The organism is Paenibacillus sp. NPDC055715 (genome assembly GCF_053617595.1).
This window is the reverse complement of record NZ_JBSHGA010000002.1, coordinates 165,736-184,065: the sequence shown is the minus strand read 5'-3', so window position 1 is coordinate 184,065 and position 18,330 is coordinate 165,736. Positions and strand designations below refer to the sequence as shown.

Annotated in this window: 16 protein-coding genes; 3 read left to right on the top strand and 13 right to left on the bottom strand. The window is 48.9% G+C overall.

Translation table 11 applies throughout. The features are described from left to right. Positions 1 to 10 precede the first annotated feature (10 nt). Complete coding sequence (locus tag ACWGOO_RS05210) at positions 11 to 493, top strand: DUF1641 domain-containing protein (RefSeq protein WP_452481739.1); 483 nt, start codon at positions 11 to 13, stop codon at positions 491 to 493. A gap of 31 nt (positions 494 to 524) precedes the next feature. Beyond that, complete coding sequence (locus tag ACWGOO_RS05205; protein WP_452481738.1) at positions 525 to 653, top strand: hypothetical protein; 129 nt, start codon at positions 525 to 527, stop codon at positions 651 to 653. A gap of 507 nt (positions 654 to 1,160) precedes the next feature. Here ACWGOO_RS05205 and ACWGOO_RS05200 read toward each other — a convergent pair. From ACWGOO_RS05200 to ACWGOO_RS05170, 7 genes are all read right to left on the bottom strand, one after another. Beyond that, positions 1,161 to 2,168 carry a tripartite tricarboxylate transporter substrate binding protein gene (locus tag ACWGOO_RS05200; protein ID WP_452481737.1) on the bottom strand — a complete coding sequence of 336 codons (1,008 nt, stop codon included), beginning with the start codon at positions 2,166 to 2,168 and terminating at the stop codon, positions 1,161 to 1,163. 216 nt (positions 2,169 to 2,384) lie between these two features. After that, positions 2,385 to 2,537 (bottom strand): hypothetical protein, encoded by a 153-nt coding sequence (locus tag ACWGOO_RS05195; protein ID WP_452481736.1) that lies wholly within the window; start codon positions 2,535 to 2,537, stop codon positions 2,385 to 2,387. Between the two features lie 241 nt (positions 2,538 to 2,778). Further along, positions 2,779 to 4,443 carry a methyl-accepting chemotaxis protein gene (locus ACWGOO_RS05190; RefSeq protein WP_452481735.1) on the bottom strand — a complete coding sequence of 555 codons (1,665 nt, stop codon included), beginning with the start codon at positions 4,441 to 4,443 and terminating at the stop codon, positions 2,779 to 2,781. Positions 4,444 to 4,470: 27 nt separating this feature from the next. Next, positions 4,471 to 5,475 carry a BMP family lipoprotein gene (locus tag ACWGOO_RS05185; protein WP_452481734.1) on the bottom strand — a complete coding sequence of 335 codons (1,005 nt, stop codon included), beginning with the start codon at positions 5,473 to 5,475 and terminating at the stop codon, positions 4,471 to 4,473. Positions 5,476 to 5,690: 215 nt separating this feature from the next. Beyond that, positions 5,691 to 6,281: a restriction endonuclease gene (locus ACWGOO_RS05180; RefSeq protein WP_452481733.1), complete on the bottom strand. Its 591-nt coding sequence runs from the start codon at positions 6,279 to 6,281 to the stop codon at positions 5,691 to 5,693. Positions 6,282 to 6,442: 161 nt separating this feature from the next. Beyond that, positions 6,443 to 7,852: an aspartate ammonia-lyase gene (gene aspA / locus ACWGOO_RS05175; RefSeq protein WP_452481732.1), complete on the bottom strand. Its 1,410-nt coding sequence runs from the start codon at positions 7,850 to 7,852 to the stop codon at positions 6,443 to 6,445. A gap of 227 nt (positions 7,853 to 8,079) precedes the next feature. Further along, positions 8,080 to 11,430 carry an S-layer homology domain-containing protein gene (locus ACWGOO_RS05170; RefSeq protein ID WP_452481731.1) on the bottom strand — a complete coding sequence of 1,117 codons (3,351 nt, stop codon included), beginning with the start codon at positions 11,428 to 11,430 and terminating at the stop codon, positions 8,080 to 8,082. 185 nt (positions 11,431 to 11,615) lie between these two features. Between ACWGOO_RS05170 and ACWGOO_RS05165 the strand changes: the two genes are divergently transcribed. Then, positions 11,616 to 12,779 (top strand): aminotransferase A, encoded by a 1,164-nt coding sequence (locus ACWGOO_RS05165; RefSeq protein ID WP_452481730.1) that lies wholly within the window; start codon positions 11,616 to 11,618, stop codon positions 12,777 to 12,779. Between the two features lie 273 nt (positions 12,780 to 13,052). Here the strand turns inward: ACWGOO_RS05165 and ACWGOO_RS05160 are convergent, their stop codons facing one another. The 6 genes from ACWGOO_RS05160 to ACWGOO_RS05135 all read right to left on the bottom strand — a co-directional run bounded on the left by ACWGOO_RS05160 (position 13,053) and on the right by ACWGOO_RS05135 (position 18,303). Beyond that, positions 13,053 to 13,277, bottom strand: coding sequence for a hypothetical protein (locus ACWGOO_RS05160; protein WP_452481729.1), 225 nt, complete (start codon positions 13,275 to 13,277; stop codon positions 13,053 to 13,055). A 21-nt stretch (positions 13,278 to 13,298) separates the two neighbouring features. Next, entirely contained in the window at positions 13,299 to 14,372 is a 1,074-nt protein-coding gene (locus ACWGOO_RS05155; protein WP_452481728.1) for an ABC transporter substrate-binding protein, read from the bottom strand. Then, positions 14,369 to 15,190, bottom strand: a complete 822-nt coding sequence (locus tag ACWGOO_RS05150; protein WP_452481727.1) for an ABC transporter permease — start codon at positions 15,188 to 15,190, stop codon at positions 14,369 to 14,371. The genes ACWGOO_RS05155 and ACWGOO_RS05150 overlap by 4 nt, the downstream gene beginning before the upstream one ends. Next, a complete protein-coding gene (locus tag ACWGOO_RS05145) occupies positions 15,180 to 15,992 on the bottom strand; it encodes an ABC transporter permease (RefSeq protein ID WP_452481726.1) in 813 nt (270 codons plus the stop codon). The genes ACWGOO_RS05150 and ACWGOO_RS05145 overlap by 11 nt, the downstream gene beginning before the upstream one ends. Continuing rightward, a complete protein-coding gene (locus ACWGOO_RS05140) occupies positions 15,982 to 17,091 on the bottom strand; it encodes an ABC transporter ATP-binding protein (RefSeq protein WP_452481725.1) in 1,110 nt (369 codons plus the stop codon). Before ACWGOO_RS05140 ends, ACWGOO_RS05145 begins: the two co-directional genes overlap by 11 nt. A gap of 75 nt (positions 17,092 to 17,166) precedes the next feature. Further along, a complete protein-coding gene (locus ACWGOO_RS05135) occupies positions 17,167 to 18,303 on the bottom strand; it encodes an N-acetyldiaminopimelate deacetylase (RefSeq protein ID WP_452481724.1) in 1,137 nt (378 codons plus the stop codon). Between the last annotated feature and the right edge of the window lie 27 nt (positions 18,304 to 18,330).

The following is an 18,330-nucleotide window of genomic DNA, read 5'->3' as shown; positions in this document are numbered from 1 at the left end:
GGTCGGACTCATGGCTAAGCCTATTTCAATCGTACGGAAGCGTGTGTTGACAGAAGAAGAACGACAAAAACAATCGCTGGATCAGCTTACTGCTGATCTGGCAGACAACGGGGCGGCATTGCAGAAGACGCTCGAAATTGTACGTGAGCTGCACGATAGCGGTCTTCTCGAAGCGGCTCAGTCTATGCTGAAAGCCAAAGAAAGCATTGCCAAGATCGCTGTAGGACAAGCGACGCGCAAGCCTGTGACAAACATCATCAACAATCTGATGGGAGCAGCCGGCATGTTATCCGAGATAGACCCTGAACTGATGAAAAAGCTGGTGGGCAGCGTCACTACAGGCTTGAACGAAGCCGAAGATCATTTAAAACAGAACAAAAAAACACGCCTGCGCGATCTCATGAAGGCTATGAATGATCCGGATGTAAACCGGGCGATGGGTTTTGGCATTCATTTTCTCAAAGGGATGGGAAAAGGGTTATCCGATAAGTAGCTGAATATAGCGTGGAGGTGGACGATCAGGAATGCTTTCAGCTATTGCTGGAGCATTGTTGACCTTATGTGGAGACTTTGATCAGGGACTTGCCACAACAACGGAAATGAATGAGGACACGGTCAAGGAGCTTTGGCAAGTGCTTAACGGCCAAGGGTAACAACAGTACAAGAGAGCTGACCCACCGCAAACGGGAGTCAGCTCTTTTCATGTTCCTTTGATACTTCCCCTACAATCGAACTTCCCTACCTCGTCTCTCCGTCAAAAATTGCAACAGCCAAATACCATAATTGATAAAAACTAGCGTAAAGCTAATGACCGAAAACAGCAGGATCACCAGCAGACAAACACGAAGGACTGCGTTGCTGTTTGTTTCCTTATGGAATAGCAACCAGTACAACGTGAACCCATGACAGGAAGCCAACACAACGAAAATTGAAAAACCATATAAAAGTAGCGACGTACCTTGTTTTCCAATTCCATCACGCTCCTCTGCTTACATATGTATGTTTGCAGAAGCACTTTAGAACAACATACAAAAAAAACACAACGCCCCAATAAACAGCGGCTCTAACATAATGCCACCCGGAATTTTATCCATGCTATGCTTGATTTTCATAACTTCATTCAACTCTTTCGTCTTTGCCAGCGCAAAAACAAGTCCGTGTTACTTGCGGCTTAAGCCAAGTTCGGGAATCAACCTTGCGAAAGTGTCATGGCTCTCCTTCAACTGCCGTGCGAATGCTTCTGCATCCTTAACACGCAGCCCCAATCCATGCCTACGCATTTCTTCCCTGAATTCCTCATCTTTCGTCCCCTTGATCAGTGCGTCCGCTAGGATTTGAGCAATCTCATCCGGCGTATCCTTGGGCACAGCCAGCCCTCTCCAAGTCCCGATAAAATGTATACTCAGCCCAGTAGCCTGCTGTAACGTCGGCACACTTGGAAACGCTTCCGAAACAGTGTCTGCCTGTATCGCCAGTATGCGCAGGTCCCCTTGGTCCACATACTTTTTCACTTTCGTAGGACTGACCGGCACAGCATCCACGAAGCCGCTCATCAACGCTGAAACGGCTGACCCTTCTCCCTCATAGGGGATATGGGTAAAGCGGACTCCGCTTTTTTGCTCCAGCATCGCAGCAGCGAGGTGCCAGATGCTCCCCGTGCCTGCATTGCCTATTTTCTGCTTGCCGGGATGAGCATGAGCGTCCTCCAAAAATGCTTCGGCCGTCGTCCAGGGCGCATCCGCTCTAACCGTGATGGCAGAAGGGTCCATATGGGTTTGGACCAGCGGTTTAAAGCGCTCATAGGTGAGGGGCAGCAGTCCCAGATGTGGCAGTGTGGTCAGCTCCGCAACCAGATACGTTACAGTATAACCGTCCGCCTGCGCCTCACCCCCTTCCATCAGCCCGACCGAACCGCCTCCACCCGTCCGATTAACGACGATGATCGGCTGACCGAGATGCTTTTCGGCGGCTTTCGCCAATGCTCTTGCCGTGATATCCGTACCGCCGCCCGCCGCATAAGGAACGACGAGCGTGATGGGCTTCATAGGAAATGCACCACCGTGGTCACGCAAAGCGTGTTGATCCACATATTTACTGATACTCAAGGCAGAAAGAAAAGCCACTCCTGCCGCAACCAGCACATATTTTTGCCATGGCTTGTTCTTCATTACGCTTCCTCTTTTCCGAAAAATGAACTAGGCCAGTCACGCACCCGTATTCATCCCCAGACGTTTTCGGTCATGATATTTGCGTTTACATGAAGTCAATGTACCACAACGCGGGGGGCTACAGCTATCGCTTAATCTTCGAATTTATCTTCCAAATCCCCAAAATGCCAACCTTTTGACGAATCTGCATATCCATTGGAACATCTGCTTATTTACCTAAATTACCCAGGTACCTAGCTGTTTATGTTTCCGAAATACACAGTTAAAGTCGTTCTCATTCCGGTAGCCGACCTGATCAGCAATCTCTGCGATTTTCAGATGCGTTTCGCGCATTAATGCACATGCTTTTTTCACTCGCAAACCAGTCAAGTCATCGTATACGGTGCTGCCTGTCTCTTTGGGCTAACATATACTCCCTAAATCTATTTGACGTAAGACGTGGAATTCCCTTCCTATTAGCTCTACAAAGAACGATGAAAGATTACTATGATGGTCAAGAATTAGACACTTTTAATAAAAAAGAAGACGCCTCCCTTCATGGGTAAGGCTTCTTCTTTGGGTTTATCCTATATTCATCATTTAGTAAAAAGATGTGTTGGTTTCGTGTTGCTTAGCCCGTTTTTTCCACCTGAAAACGATCCAGCTCCCGTTGCATCTCCTTACGAATCTGACGAAGCTCTTTCACCTTCTCAGCCGATTCCTCAAAGGAACGCTTCTGCTCCACCGTGGAGGCGGTAATCTCTTCACTTCCTGCGGCAGATTGCTGGGTAATCGCGCTGATGTTCTCAATAGCTTGCTGTACCTGTACGCTCAGTTCCCGAGATACATTCATATCCGTCGACAGCTTGCTGACTTGGCTAGCAACTTGCTGTACTTTGCCGCTAATCTCAGTGAACGATTCCCCGGTAGACGAAGTTGCCTTCTCCTGCTCACGGAACAGCTCCTGACTTTGCTCCACAGAGGTCTTCACCTTGTTCATAGCCTGCGTAATGCCCTCGACAGCGGTATAAATTTGCTCTATCGCCGACTCCGACTGATTCGCCAGCTTTTTGACTTCGTTGGCTACGACAGTAAAGCCTTTTCCAGCCTCACCCGCACGCGCAGCCTCAATTGAAGCATTCAAGGACAGCAGCGACGTCTGGCTGGCAATCTCGGATACATAACCGGTCATAGTTGTAATCTCGGCTGCATTAGCCTCCAGTTCCTTGACCGCCTGCTCCACTTCGGACATCGCTGAACGATTTTCTGCAACGATGCGCAGCTGATCACTCATCACACGCGTACCTTGCTCAATGACTAGCAATGCGTCTTCGCTATATGTGAACGACTGCGTGGTTCCCAACAAATTCGCTTCAAACTTCTGCTGCATCTCATCCACAACGCCAACGGTGGTCGACAGATCCTCGGCAATTTTTTGACTACCCATCGCCAGTCCCTCTGTTGAGGTGCTAACTTGCGTCACGATTTCCTTCATCGCCTCGTTATGCTGGTCAATATCCCGAGCCATCAGATCGACACGATTCCCCGCTTGGTCAATAGAGAGCACAATGTTACGCAAGTTCCTGATCATGACCCGGAACGATTCGTTAAGCTCGTCCAGCTCATCACGTCCCTTTGTTTGCGCGAGCTGCACCGTCAAATTCCCATCGGCAATTTGCTTCGCGGCATTCGTCAACTTGTGAGTTCTGAGGGCAAGCTGCCTGGATGTATATGCATTATATAGCCCGACTGCCACCAGAAGCAGAACAGCGCCTGCCAAGGCCAATTGCCAAGTACATTGGATACTTTGGGTCAATTCCTCTGTGTATTCGTCATAAAGCGCTTTCGTTAGAATATCCAGCATGAACACATCGTTCTGGATACCCTGTACACGCATCGCATTACGTTTGCATTCAGGGCTGCTTCCGGTGCTCATCGCTTTTTCCGTCGCGGTCTTCAATTCGCTGAATTTTGTTTTAACAGTATTCAGACGCTTTTGCTGCGCTTCGGTCTGCATCATGCCTTGCGAAAGCAAAGTAATCGTTTTTTCCGCCTGCCCCAGCTGATTTTGCACATCCGTCTTGTTGCCCTCTGTCATGGAAGAAGAGTAGTTTTGCAGCGCCTGTCCTGACTGAATCAAATAAGCATTGAGCTGCTGTACATTCAGCATGGCTGGAACGAGACTACTGCTTTGTGAGTTGATACGGATCAATTCAAAAATAATATAGGCTACTAAAGCCAGGCATGCGATCAGGGAAACCATCGCGTTAAGCACCAGTTTGCCTTGCAGTTTCATCAGGGATCATCCTCCGTTTACGAAAATTTATTGGGTGGGCACAGTAAGACTGCCGGACTTAACCTGTTCCTTCAATTCATCCAGCAGCTTTTGCTGATCCGGGTTCAATGTCAAAACACGTATAGGCGCCAAACCGATGCCTTCTTTCGCAAGACCGAACACCATATTTTGGTCCGTAAATTTTCTTTGATGATCTGCAAAGCTTTTGACTGCCGTGTAAATGGCGACATCCACATTTTTAATCATGGAGGTCACTACTGCTTTTTCCGCAATGAAAAACTGGTCGCTGTCGACCCCAATTGCGAACTTTTGCTGCTTCTGCGCCTCCTGTAGTGCACCCACGCCCGTAAGGCCTGCCGCCGCATAAATCACATCAATTCGATCCTGATCTATCATATCGCGTGCAATCTCCGTACCCAACTCCGGCTTGCCGAAATCTCCCGCATACTTAGCAGTAACCTGTGCATCAGGCTTAACGGAGCGAACCCCTTCCCGATATCCGGCCTCAAACTTTTTTAACAGCGGAGACTCCACTCCCCCGATAAAGCCTACCTGATCGGTACGGCTCGTCATTCCTGCAACGACCCCTGCCAAAAAGCTGCCCTCTTCTTCTTTAAAATTAATGGAAGCCACATTCGGTAAATTGGATTTTTCATCTACAATTACAAATTTGCGATCCGGATATTTTTTCGCAGCGGTTTCCAAACTTTCTTTCACCATGTACCCTAACCCGATAATCAAATCAGATTTTTCTTGAACAAGCTGTTCAAAAGCAGCATCATATGTCTTGGTCTCGGAAATTTCCCGATATTCAAAAACGATTTCCCCCTCGTCCCGTGCCTTGACCAACCCCCGAAAAGTCGCGTCGCTGTAAGATTGGTCACCAAGACCGATATCTGACAGCACAATTCCTACTTTAATGGGTTGCGCCTTAGTTTGTGCTACTGGCTGTCCACATCCACCCAGCAGTAAGGCAAAAATAGTGACAAGGGGAACCCACCTCAATGTTAATAACTGAACCCGTTTCTTCATGACATATCACCTCTCATAATTTGTAAATTCCCAACATCTTTATATCGGTTATAAAGACATTTTTTTTCATAAGATTTCCTGTAAACTTATTATAATAGAAAAAGTATAATAAGGTAATATTTTCAGTTCTCCATAAGTACATGCATTATGTTTAAACATAAAAGGGACTGACTACCAGGCTTTCATCTCGTTGCCCGGTAGTTCAGTCCCTTTTATCATTTGCTCTTGCTCCATTTGGAGGCAATCACATCGTCTTTACTTTCTATTAGGTACATGACCTCCTCACGACGTTTAGTCTTGAACAGGTCAATCATATCCACCAGATCGTTGCGATCCAATAGTTTAACTCCGTTGACAGCAGCGAGTGTTTTACAGGATTCCGTGTAGCGTCCGGAAGTGATGACGACAGACTTGTCAGCCGCATAATAGCGCATGGAGGTGTAAATTTCCTGTACCGCGCCCAAACCGACCGGGTTTTGCACAGCATATCGCTTGGCCTGAATCACAACTCTGACACCTTCACGGTCTGTAAACACCAGATCCGCTCCAAAATCCCGGCTACTGGTCGTTTTGTAGATGTCCTTGTAGCCAAGCGCAGATAAAAACCGTTGCAGATAAAGCTCAAATTCCGAGCCATCCTCCATGCGGTCTATATCCTGAATTCCGATTTTTCGCGGGTCCAGATCACGTAAAATCCGATTTCTGCGCCGACGTACCAGTCCTCTGATGATGAGTACAAGTAACAGTAGCAGTACAATGAATCCTATTCCTAATTCCTTATATGCTAATAATTGCTCCAGCAGCATTCCTCTTCCTCTTTTCTACAATAGGCGTGCAGTGGTGTATTCCTTAGCAGGGCATTTCACATCTCACGCTGACACCGTGTTACACAAGGACAGCCCCGCCGGATTCGACGGGGCTGTCTTCATTTTTCCTCAAAACTGCCTATATTCTAAACCCCGCAATATTATTCCCGATTCAGCAGGGACTCTCCGGCAATGCCCGGCTGAGTCATTTGATACGGGTCCAAAATAATGTCCAGTTCTTCCTCAGTCAGTACATTATATAACAGACACAACTCGCGTACCGATTTACCAGTTGTAATCGCCTCACGGGCGATGCGTGATACGACCTCATATCCGAGGTGGGGATTGAGCGCGGTTATAATGCCTACGCTGTTTTCGACATATTCACGACACCGCTCCACGTTCGCTTCAATTCCGTCCACACAATGAATACGGAAGACATGAAAGCCCTGCTTCATAATTTCCAGCGATTGCAGTAGATTGTAGACAAGAACAGGCTCCATCACATTCAATTCTAGCTGACCCGACTCGGAAGCGAGACAGATCGTATGATCATTCCCAATCACCTGAAAAGCAATCTGGTTGATGACCTCACACATTACCGGATTTACTTTACCCGGCATAATGGATGAACCCGGCTGACGGGCGGGCAGACTCAGCTCCCCGAGACCAGCACGCGGCCCCGAGGCCATCAGGCGAATATCATTTGCCACCTTGGACATGTTCATCATGCAAATTTTTAATGCGGCAGACACTTCCGTATAGGCATCTGTGTTTTGAGTGGCATCGACGAGATTTTCGTCAGCCTCTACAGGGAAACCACTTACTTCCGCCAGCACCTTGGCGACACGCTGAATATAACGGCGATCTGCGTTCAAGCCGGTGCCTACCGCAGTTGCGCCCATGTTGACCGCCAGCAAATGCTGCTTCGTGGCACGGACACGTCCGATATCACGGCCCAGCACAAGCGCATAAGCCTGAAACTCCTGTCCTAGCCGGATCGGTACTGCATCCTGTAAGTGGGTTCGGCCCATTTTAATCACACTGTCAAACTCTTTCGCCTTACGGGAAAATGCCTCCTGAAGCTCACTCATGGTGGCCAACAGCTTATCAATCATACTTAGAACAGCCAGATGGACAGCCGTAGGAAAAGCATCGTTTGTCGATTGCGCCATGTTGACATGGTTGTTGGGACTAATCTCCTGATAATCTCCACGCTGCTTGCCGATCAGTTCCAGCGCCCGGTTCGCAATCACTTCATTTGTATTCATATTAATGGATGTGCCTGCGCCGCCCTGAATCGGATCGACGATGAAATGGTCGTGCAACTGTCCTTGAATAACCTCGTCAGCTGCTTGAATAATGGCCTCCGCCTTAGGACGATGCAAGCGGGTCAGCTCCATGTTTACCGTTGCTGCTGCCTTTTTGACTATGGCCATGGCTTTAATCAACTCAGGATGCAGCCGTTGGCCGGTAATTGGAAAATTTTCTTTTGCCCTCAGTGTTTGTACACCGTAATAGGCGTCTGACGGCACTTCCTTGGTACCTAGAAAATCATGCTCCAGCCTCATATTCTTTGACCTCCGCCATATATACTATGATCTTCAATCCGGACCAGCCGAATTGACATAAAGAGAACCTTTAGACGGTCTCCATTTCATTATACGTTCCCATTCCCTTACTTTTCCAGTCGAATAGCAAAAGAAGCATGTTAAATCGTATAACAAGCTATTATCACCTGCATATAACACAGTTATTCGCCAAATACTCAGCAACGGCTCAGGTACGGATGTAGTGCCTACTGTTCCCAATTCAACTTATCCAGAGTTCGAGATAATACAGCCGCTGTTTCTGCTCTCGTCACAGATACAGCCGGGGCAAAACGGCCTTTCCCGTCTCCCTTCATAATGCCCAAGCCAGACAGAGTATTGACAGCAGGAGCTGCCCATGTAGAAATGGCTTGTGCATCCGATAATGACGCTGAGGCACTTCCTGCCGCTGTATCTTCCGCAATCCCGGCGAAGCGCAGAGTCCGCTCTACAATCACAGCCAGCTCCTCCCTCGATACCGGAGTATCAGGTCTGAAGCTTCCGTCCGCATAGCCGTTGATCAGTCCAGCAGAGGCTGCGGTACGCACAGAATCCGCATACCTCGATTCCGATTGTACATCGTCAAAGCCCGTCACCGTGCGATCTGAATGCTCCAGTCCAAGCGTACGAACCAGCATCGCAGCCAGTTCCGAGCGTTGTATCTGGCCATTCGGCTCAAAGCGTACGTTCGATAAGCTTATCTCACCAGTCTCATTAGCGGTGGATGCTGATTGATTTGCCCCTACCACAATCAGACGAGTTGCCAAGCGTGAAATGTCCTTCTGCGCCCAATGACCGGAAATATCGCCAAACGATCCGCTTACATTAGCTTCTCCGCCATCCAGCACGACATAGGTTCCACCCGAACGTCCATACACAGTTAGTTCCTCGCCAGAAGCGATAAAGGGAACCGGATGATAGGACAACTGTCCGGCTTGGTTGGTGGATGCCCTCACTACAGCAAGTTGGCCCATATCTACCGTTGCGGGAACACGTAGCAAATAACGTTCATACCCTTTACCGGAATTATCGCTACCTGCCAACAGTTGCTTGCGCCCATCTTCGCTTCTTAACTCCGCCACAACATCCACAGCCTGCACCAGCTTGCGCCCTGCCGGTATATCTGTACGATTAGACAATTCTTTGTTCGACGTAACCGTAAAGCTCAGGGAAATCTGTTGTACAGGCACCTGCCAGGTGTCAGCCAGCTTTTGAACAGACAATCGACTTGTTGCTACTTCATAGCCACCCTGTGGCGTTTCCACTCGCAGAGTATGAATACAGTCGTTCAAGACGGCACCCAAAGCATCTCCGTTTAGACTCACTTCGAATAGCTTAGCATCCGCTTGCTCTCCTGCACGGATGACGAGCGTACCTTTCGCCCCGTTCCGAATCGCATTTTGTATGTCTGTAGCTGGTATTTGTGCAACTGCTCTTTTCAGCCCGTTTTGCTCTGTCACTATGGACTTGGCTTGTACAACATTAGCGCCTGACGAACCGTTACCATTCTGCCCGCTATTCGCAATCTCACCCTGTCCGTTATTCGTCGTTCCACTCGCGTTACCGCCGGTGTTGTTGCTGCCATTACTCTCCTGCTGATCATCATGTTTATTCCGACCACTCCCGCCATCTGTCGGCGGTTCCACTGTTTGGCGTGGCAAGCCAATTTGAGCAACCAATGGATCATGATCACTTACCCGCCCGTCCGCCGCGCTAAAGTCTGCATTGATATGAACAATATCCAGCACGGATGATTCACTTATGGACGGACTGACCAGTAGATGATCCAGTGTTTGCGAATTTCCCCCATAAATATACGAATACCGTTCCTTCTCATCCAGCTTATCTACCAGATTCGTCAATTCCTGTCCCCGTACCCGAGCGAGCGTTTCCGAAAATTGAAAATCATTCAAATCCCCTAGTACCACAATATTGGCCTGAGGTTTTACTGCCAACACGGACTTCACAAAACCATTCACAATCGTTGCAATCTTCGCCCGCTGTATTTCGCTGCTTCGTACGGGTGGCTGAATCCCTCCGAATGGCGCCTGATCACCCCCTTTGGAATTAAAATGGTTCGCGATTACAATCACCTGCTGACCTTCAAACTCAAATTCAGCGGCCAACGGCTTGCGTGAGTATTTAAATGACGCATTCAGCGGATCAATACGACCGGGATTGAGAGAAAGCCCCTGCTCTCCATAGGTCACAGATGTAACCGAATCTCCCTTCGGCTTGTCCGTCAGCATGACACGTTGCGGATTGTAGAGAAATCCGACCCGAATATTGCCGCCGGGAGCGCCGCCATCCTTATTATTTTCAGGAGCTATATCTGTAAAAGCATACTCCGGCCCTCCATGAGCACGAATCGCCTCAATCAGCACCCGAAAGCTTTCGGAAGCATCTGTGGTGCCGTCATTCTTCTCGCCGTTATTGTCCTGAACCTCCAACAGTCCTACGATATCCGGGTGATTCAAATTCGCGGCGATAGCCTGTCCGAGCTGGTCAATCCGTTTTCCATCACCGGGATCGAAATTTTCCACGTTAAAGGAAGCGACCGTCAGCTTACGATCATCCTGTACCAGACGTGTGCTGGCTGGCTGGAGACCCCCTGACACAATATCCGGCAGACGCTCAGGCAACAGCTTGAAATTACTAAAGCTATAGCTCACAACTCCCGTGATGGGACTCGCAAAACGATCTCCTGTTTTCAACGGAACCGCAGGCTTGGCGTCGATCAAAATCCGCTGCGGATTCAGACTTGCTTCAGTCAGCATCAATCCACCTGCTTCGGTCAATACCTCGCCTGTGTTCGTTCCGTTATCAATCCTGACCGGAATTTCATAACCATATGGACCGATTACACGTGCATCCTTCAACTCTACGCGCATGGCCTCCAGACTTTCGAAAAAGTCCAAACCATCCTCCTGCGGATCAAACACCATCATTCCGTCATTATCCACAACAGATGTCGGCATGACACGTCCCTCTTTTCCAAGCAAAATCGGAGTCGGCAGTGGACGATCCTTGGCGATCACCGAAGCCGAAGAAGCTACAATTTCTGTGGTCGTCAGATCGACTGGCTTGCTGGCATAGGTTCTTTCTGTATATTCCTTCACAAAGCCGCTGACCCGTACCTCATCCCCAACCTGCACACCGCTGCCAGGCTTGTACACTAAAATGGCCTCGGATGTTTTGTCATCCTGATCCACCTTATCGTCCGCCTCCTGGATAAAGAAGCTGCTTCCTTTCACCATCGTCACCATTCCTTCGACATCCTTTACCTTTCGCCCCTCATAAAGTGAACGATGAGTCGCTCCCTGTATATCATGGATACGGAGCTTACCCGGCACATAGACATCTGCATATACACTTGTCCCCACAGACGTAGGTGATGATTGCACCTCCGTCTCTACTAAAGATGCAGGTTCTGCTGAAGCTTTTCCATCGGACAGTAACCCGGGACCTCCACCCGACAGCACCAGCGCCACACTGAGCCATGCGATCCCGAACCTTTTTAATTTCTCGAGTAACGTTACCGCTATGTACTCTTGTTTCATCAAAAGACTCACTCCCCCCAATTTTGGATATGATCACGCTTACAATATATATTCTATGTTTAAATATACCATAAAATAATCAAACCAGTACCTGAATGATGTAAAACGAAGGCTTCCCGCCGTAGCATCATGAGATCAAATTATTGTAAACTTATTCTAATACAGAAAAAGGTGGCACACACGCTATGGAGCATTTGCTTAACGATCAGGTTAAAAACATTCAAATCAGCGGCATTCGCAAGATTGCCAATAAAGTTGCCGCATTGCCAGGAACCCTGTCCTTAACAATTGGACAGCCGGATTTCCCTACCCCTCCGCATATTATGGAAGCTGCCCACCAGGCGATTAACGAAGGACGCACCTCCTATACGCCAAATCCGGGACTGCCCGAACTGAGAGAAGCGGCAGCGGCGTTTGTATCCCATAAATACGGACTGAATTACCGTGGACAGAATGAGGTTATCGTAACGAACGGAGCCAGCGAAGCGCTGGATATTGCCTTGCGTACGATTTTGTCACCCGGTGACGAAGTCATTTTGCCTGTGCCCATCTACCCCGGATACGAGCCATTGATTCGCTTGTCAGGTGGCGTGCCCGTGCTGGCTGACACCCGCAACAGCGGCTTTAAGCTGACCGCCGAGGTACTGGAGCCTTATTTGACCGAACGGACGAAAGCCGTCATCCTCGGATACCCTTCGAACCCAACCGGACGAGTCATGAGCCGTGAAGAGTTGGAATCTGTGGCAGATTTACTGAGAGACCGCGATCTGTTTATCATTTCAGATGAAATATACAGCGAACTGATTTACGATGCGTCACACGTGTCTATTGCTGCCCTTCCAGGCATGCGGGAACGCACCATCGTCATCAACGGCCTATCCAAATCGCACTCCATGACGGGCTGGCGTATTGGTTTTACGCTTGCACCTGCTGAAATCACACAGCACATGGTCAAAGTTCATCAGTACAACGTGACCTGTGCCAGCTCGATCAGCCAATATGCTGCGCTGGAAGCCTTGACCGTCGGTATCGACGATGCACTTCCGATGCGCGAGGAATACCGCAAGCGCCGTGATTATGTGCATGGAAGGCTGACAGACATGGGCATTCCACTCGAAAAACCCGAGGGGGCCTTTTATCTATTTCCTTCTATCGCCCATTTTGGCTTAAGCTCAATGGATTTCACCCTGAAGCTGCTGGAAGAGCATGGGGTGGCTGTCGTGCCCGGAGATGCCTTTTCCTCCTATGGCGAAGGATACATTCGGTTGTCCTATGCTTACGGACAGGATGTGCTGGAGCAGGGATTGGATAAAATAGAGATGTTTGTTAAAGGGATTGTGGGGCGTTAAGGTGGGAGGAAGCGCTTCGCGGTCCATTTGATCTTCCGATCGCTGTTGCAGGGGGATTCTTGGATTGTATAAGACATTTAGTGGTAAGAATCCCCCTGCAAAGGCGAACGCTATCGCTTCTTCAGATTCAAATGGCCCGCTTCGCTACTACCCGCCTTAAAGTCCCTCAAATCTCTTTAAGTATGTGGGGCGCAGGGAAAAGAAGTGCCCCTCTCACCGCTTTGCACGGTGAGAGAATATAAAACAGGCTCTTGAATCACCCGTACAGGTGATTCAAGAGCCTGTTTTATATTCTCTCAACATCGGCGTGGGATTCATTCGTGTTAGCTTTAAGCACAACGCAGCGGAGGAGGCGGAATGGTGCTGGACAAGCGAAGCGGTCGCCTTTAAATTTCGATTTTCACCTTTATATTTCAAATCAAAAAAATCGGAATTTAACAGCGATGGTAAGCACCATCCACCACCGTAGCGGCCTTTAAAGCTCAAACCTGAATCCACGCACGCGCCCCTATCACTCTCTTATTTTAAATGCATTTTGAATTGCAGGAACAATTCATTGTAATGAGCCAGCATCCGCTTGCCCAGGTTGTCGTAGACCTCTAGCTTATCGGTAATCTCAGATGGAGGATAGAAGCGCTCATCACCGGATATATCTTTGGGCAACAGCTTCTTTCCATCCGCATTAGGCGTGGAGTAACCTACAAACTCGGCATTTTGGGCGGCTACATCGGGCTGCATCATAAAATTAATAAATTTATGGGCCGCGTCCACATGGGTAGCGGTTTTCGGAATAACCATGTTATCAAACCACAGGTTGGAGCCTTCATCCGGCACGATGTAATCCAGCTTGTCGTTCTCATCCATGATTTCGGACGCATCGCCGGACCACACAACCCCGGCAGCAGCTTCCTCGTTTGCCAGCAGCATTTTAATCTCGTCACCGACAACGGCCTTCACATTGGGCGCTAATTTCTCCAGCTTCGTTAAAGCCTGCTGCAAATGCGCCTCATTCGTATCGTTCAAGGAATAGTGGAGGCTGTTCAGCGACATACCCACGACTTCCCTCGCACCATCGACCAGCAGGAGATTGTTACGCAGCTTCGGATTCCACAGACCATCCCAGCTATGAAAATCAATGCCTTTCGTTAGCTCCGGGTTGAACACAATGCCAACCGTACCCCAAAAATACGGCACAGAGTATTGGTTTCTCGGGTCAAACGAAAGGTTCAGAAAATGAGCATCCACATGCTTCAAATTCGGCAGCTTGCTGTGATCCAGCGGGAGCAACAGGTGCTCCTGCTTCATTTTAGCCAGAGCATACTCCGAAGGAACCGCTACATCAAACGATGTTCCTCCCTGCTCAATTTTCGTCAGCATCGCCTCATTGGAGTCAAATGTCTGATAAATGACGGTAATCCCCGTCTCCTTCTGGAACCTTACCAGCAGATCAGGGTCGATATAGTCTCCCCAGTTGTAGACCGTCAGCGTATTGCCACCGGAATAGCCTTGACTGGAATTGAGCCATGCCGCCACCCCCATCAGACTGAACGAGACGATAAAAATCGACAGAAACACGCGCACAAGCGACTTCATCTAGGTACCCCCATTTCCGCCGCAGGCTCCTTTTTCCCATTCCGATTCGCCTTACGCATAATAAAGTAGTAACCCACGACCAACAGCACGGTAAACAGGAAAATGAGCGTGGACAGCGCATTAATGGACAGGGAAACCCCTTGGCGGGCACGCGAGTAAATTTCCACCGATAAGGTCGAATAGCCGCTGCCTGTCACAAAAAAGGTCACCGCAAAATCGTCCAGCGAGTACGTTAACGCCATAAAGAAGCCCGCGTAAATCCCCGGCTTGATAAAAGGTAAAATGACCTTGGTTAGCACATCCATCCGGCTGGCACCCAAATCCCGGGCCGCATCCACCAGAGATGGACTCATTTCCTGAAGGCGCGGCAAAATCATAATGACTGCAATCGGCACACTAAATGCAATATGGGACAACAACACCGAGTAAAAGCCCAGCTTGATCCCCACCATCGTGAACAAAATGAGGAAGGATGCGCCAATAATGACGTCCGGGTTCACGATCAGCACATTGTTGAGCGACAGCAACGTATTTTTGACCCGACGGTTCTGCATCTGGTGAATAGCCAGCGCTCCCATGATGCCAATCATCGTGGCCAGCGCAGACGACAATAACGCAATAACCAAGGTGTTAATGACAATAATGATCAAACGGGTGTCGGCAAACACCTCTTTGTAGTATTGGAGCGTAAAGCCTTCAAATTGGTGCATCGTCCCGCCACTATTGAACGAATAATACATCAAGTACAAAATAGGTGCATACAACACAAGAAAAACGAGCACCAAATAAATATTCCCGAATCGGTTCTTATTTGCCATGCCGCACCCTCCGTTTCGTTCCCGAGGTCATCAGCATAAGGATCGCCATCGCCAAAATCAGGAACACCGCAACCGTAGAGCCCATACCCCAATCCTGTGTGACCAGAAAATGCTGCTCAATCGCCGTTCCCAGTGTAATAACACGGTTGCCCGCAATCAGACGGGTAATCATAAACAGCGACAGCGCCGGGATGAATACCGCCATACACCCGGATCGCACACCAGATAGCGTTAATGGGAAAATGACCCGGCGAAACGTCGTCCACTTGGAAGCGCCCAGATCACGCGCGGCGTCCAGCAGTGAAGGGTTCAGCCCTTCCAGCGCGTTGTAGATGGGCAAAATCATAAACGGCACAAAAATATAAACCGATACAAACACAAAGCTGGAACTGGTAAACAATAATTGCTGACCACCCCATCCGACCAAGTCCAACACAGCATTCACCGGACCATAAGCACCAAAAATCCCGATAAAAGCATACGTTTTAAGCAGCAAGTTAATCCATGTCGGCAAAATAATGAGCAACAGCCACAGCTGCTTATGCTTGGTTCGGGTCAGCAAATACGCCGCCGGATAAGCCACGAACAGCGAAAATATCGTAATCAACAACGCATACCAAAACGAGCTAAGCGTCATGCTCAAATAGACAGGGGTCAGAAATTGGACATAGTTATTGAACGTGAAATGACCGTCTACATCAAATAGCGAATAGTAAAATACAAGCACGACCGGGGCTGCCACAAACAGCACAATCCATAAATAGTAAGGCAGCAGATACGCTGCTCTCGTATTACCGGACATGCTGCTCCACCTCTTCATAGGCCTCCAGACGCCGATCAAATTCTTCCTCTGTTTCCCCGAACCGCATCACATGGATCGCTTCCGGGTCAAAATGGAGGCCGATTTCACTACCCAGCTCCGCTTTCTTGGTAGAATGCACCAGCCACTCCTGACCAGAATCGTCATAGCAGCTAATTTCATAGTGAACACCGCGAAATAGCTGGGTATCCACCTTTACTCGCAGTTTGCCCTCTGTTACGGTTGTAATCTCCAAATCCTCGGGGCGAATGACAATTTCAATCGGTTCGTTCGAGCGCAATCCTCCATCAACACATTCAAACTGCCGACCGTTAAACTCCACCTGATAATCCTCAATCATGCGTCCTGGGACAATGTTGGATTCGCCGATGAAATCCGCAACAAACCGATTGATCGGCTCATCATAAATATCATTCGGCGTACCGCTCTGCTCAATCTTCCCTTTGTTCATAACAAAAATTTCGTCCGACATCGCCAGCGCTTCCTCCTGATCATGCGTAACGAAAATAAAGGTGATCCCAAGACGCTGCTGCATTTCACGCAAAATGTACTGCATTTCTGTCCGCAGCTTTAAATCCAGTGCAGATAGCGGCTCATCCAGCAGCAAAACGTCTGGCTCATTGACGATGGCCCGTGCAATGGCGACACGCTGGCGTTGCCCCCCGGACATTTCAGAAATTTCCCGTTCGTCGTAGCCCTCTAGATTGACAAAGGACAATGCCTGTGCAACCTTCTCCTGAATGGCCTTGTTGTTCATCTTTTTGATTCGCAGACCAAAAGCCACATTTTCAAACACATTCAGATGTGGAAATAAGGCATAGTCCTGAAAAACGGTATTGACCTGTCGTTCATTGGCTGGAACACGATTAATCAGCTTGTCATTCAAATAAATCGAGCCTTCCGTCGGCTCTGCAAAACCCGCAATCATACGCAAAATCGTCGTTTTACCGCAGCCGGAGGGACCCAGCAGCGTATAGAATTTGCCGCGTTCAATCTCAAAGCTGACATCAGCCAGCACCGGTGGATCGTTGTCATATTGCTTGGTCACCCGTTCGAATCGGATGATGGTTTGCTTTCCCATAACACCCTCCCTCAACATTCGACTTCATTCCATTTCATTCACTACATTAAATATATTTATTTCAGACCGTATCATTTAACCTTGAGATTTCCATGTAAAATAGTCTGTCAGCACACGAATCGCCACACCAATGGCTTCCTCGGCAGGCTCCAGCTTGGCATGGTGCAGGCCATAAGGCGTATCGACGCCAAGCCAGAACATCAGCCCCGGAATTCGTTCCAGAAAATATCCGAAGTCCTCTCCGGTCATCGCTTCTGCACATTCAATGAGCTGTACATCCTGCCGTTCACGGACCCAGTTCATAAATTCCTCTGTCACCTTGGCTTCATTGAACACTTGTAAATAATTCGAGCCATAATCAATCTTTGCCTGGCATTCGAATCCAGCTTCCATCCCACGCACCAGCGCTTCAATCCGAGATTTGACCAGTGTCATCGTGTCGGCGGATAACGTGCGAATGGTGCCCTCCAAACGGGCTGTTTCAGCAATAATATTCTGCTTGGTACCGCCGCTGATCTTGCCAATCGTAATGACCGCTGAATCCAACGGGTTCACATTACGGGCCACAACCGTTTGCATTTGTCCGACCAACTGGCAGGCCGCCACCACCATGTCATTCGCTTTGTGTGGATATGCCGCATGTCCACCTGTACCCTTTAGATTGATAAACAGCTCTGATGTGTTCGCAAACAAAATACCAGGGCGAGTCGCAATCGTGCCCACCGGATATTCCGGTGCAACATGCAGGGCGACGATTTCATCTGGCATCCAGTCTGCTAGCTCGGCGCTATCCCGCATCGGCAACGCTCCGCCCGGTCCTTCCTCGGCAGGCTGAAACAGTACGACCAGGTCATCCTTGATCGGGTGGTTTGCAAAGTGAGAAACAATTCCCAATCCAATCGTCATATGTAAATCATGACCACAAGCGTGCATGTAGCCGGGATGGGTCGAACGGAAATCATAGCCCGTCTCTTCCACAATTGGCAAGCCATCCATATCGCAGCGATATCCATAACGGCGCGCAGGAGCCGTCCCATGAATCAACACCAGTACGCCAGTACGCCATGTACGAATGTCCAGATGCTTCTGAGGGAGCGTTGCCAAATAATTCAGCAGATATTGCTGCGTTTTAAATTCCTCAAAACCAGGCTCGGGGATTTGATGCAAATCCCTTCGTATTTGAACAAAAGAACGATAATCGACCATGCTCATTCCGCTGATCCGCCTCCTTTTCCTAAC

Bases quoted from the DNA above. Each gene is read 5' to 3' on its own strand.
- ACWGOO_RS05190 (WP_452481735.1), bottom strand. From the start codon at position 4,443: ATGAAACTGCAAGGCAAACTGGTGCTTAACGCGATGGTTTCCCTGATC.
- ACWGOO_RS05170 (WP_452481731.1), bottom strand. From the start codon at position 11,430: ATGAAACAAGAGTACATAGCGGTAACGTTACTCGAGAAATTAAAAAGG.
- ACWGOO_RS05180 (WP_452481733.1), bottom strand. From the start codon at position 6,281: ATGCTGCTGGAGCAATTATTAGCATATAAGGAATTAGGAATAGGATTC.
- ACWGOO_RS05150 (WP_452481727.1), bottom strand. From the start codon at position 15,190: ATGGCAAATAAGAACCGATTCGGGAATATTTATTTGGTGCTCGTTTTT.
- ACWGOO_RS05200 (WP_452481737.1), bottom strand. From the start codon at position 2,168: ATGAAGAACAAGCCATGGCAAAAATATGTGCTGGTTGCGGCAGGAGTG.
- ACWGOO_RS05145 (WP_452481726.1), bottom strand. From the start codon at position 15,992: ATGTCCGGTAATACGAGAGCAGCGTATCTGCTGCCTTACTATTTATGG.
- ACWGOO_RS05155 (WP_452481728.1), bottom strand. From the start codon at position 14,372: ATGAAGTCGCTTGTGCGCGTGTTTCTGTCGATTTTTATCGTCTCGTTC.
- ACWGOO_RS05165 (WP_452481730.1), top strand. From the start codon at position 11,616: ATGGAGCATTTGCTTAACGATCAGGTTAAAAACATTCAAATCAGCGGC.
- ACWGOO_RS05210 (WP_452481739.1), top strand. From the start codon at position 11: ATGGCTAAGCCTATTTCAATCGTACGGAAGCGTGTGTTGACAGAAGAA.
- ACWGOO_RS05205 (WP_452481738.1), top strand. From the start codon at position 525: ATGCTTTCAGCTATTGCTGGAGCATTGTTGACCTTATGTGGAGACTTT.
- ACWGOO_RS05135 (WP_452481724.1), bottom strand. From the start codon at position 18,303: ATGAGCATGGTCGATTATCGTTCTTTTGTTCAAATACGAAGGGATTTG.
- ACWGOO_RS05140 (WP_452481725.1), bottom strand. From the start codon at position 17,091: ATGGGAAAGCAAACCATCATCCGATTCGAACGGGTGACCAAGCAATAT.
- ACWGOO_RS05185 (WP_452481734.1), bottom strand. From the start codon at position 5,475: ATGAAGAAACGGGTTCAGTTATTAACATTGAGGTGGGTTCCCCTTGTC.
- aspA (WP_452481732.1), bottom strand. From the start codon at position 7,852: ATGAGGCTGGAGCATGATTTTCTAGGTACCAAGGAAGTGCCGTCAGAC.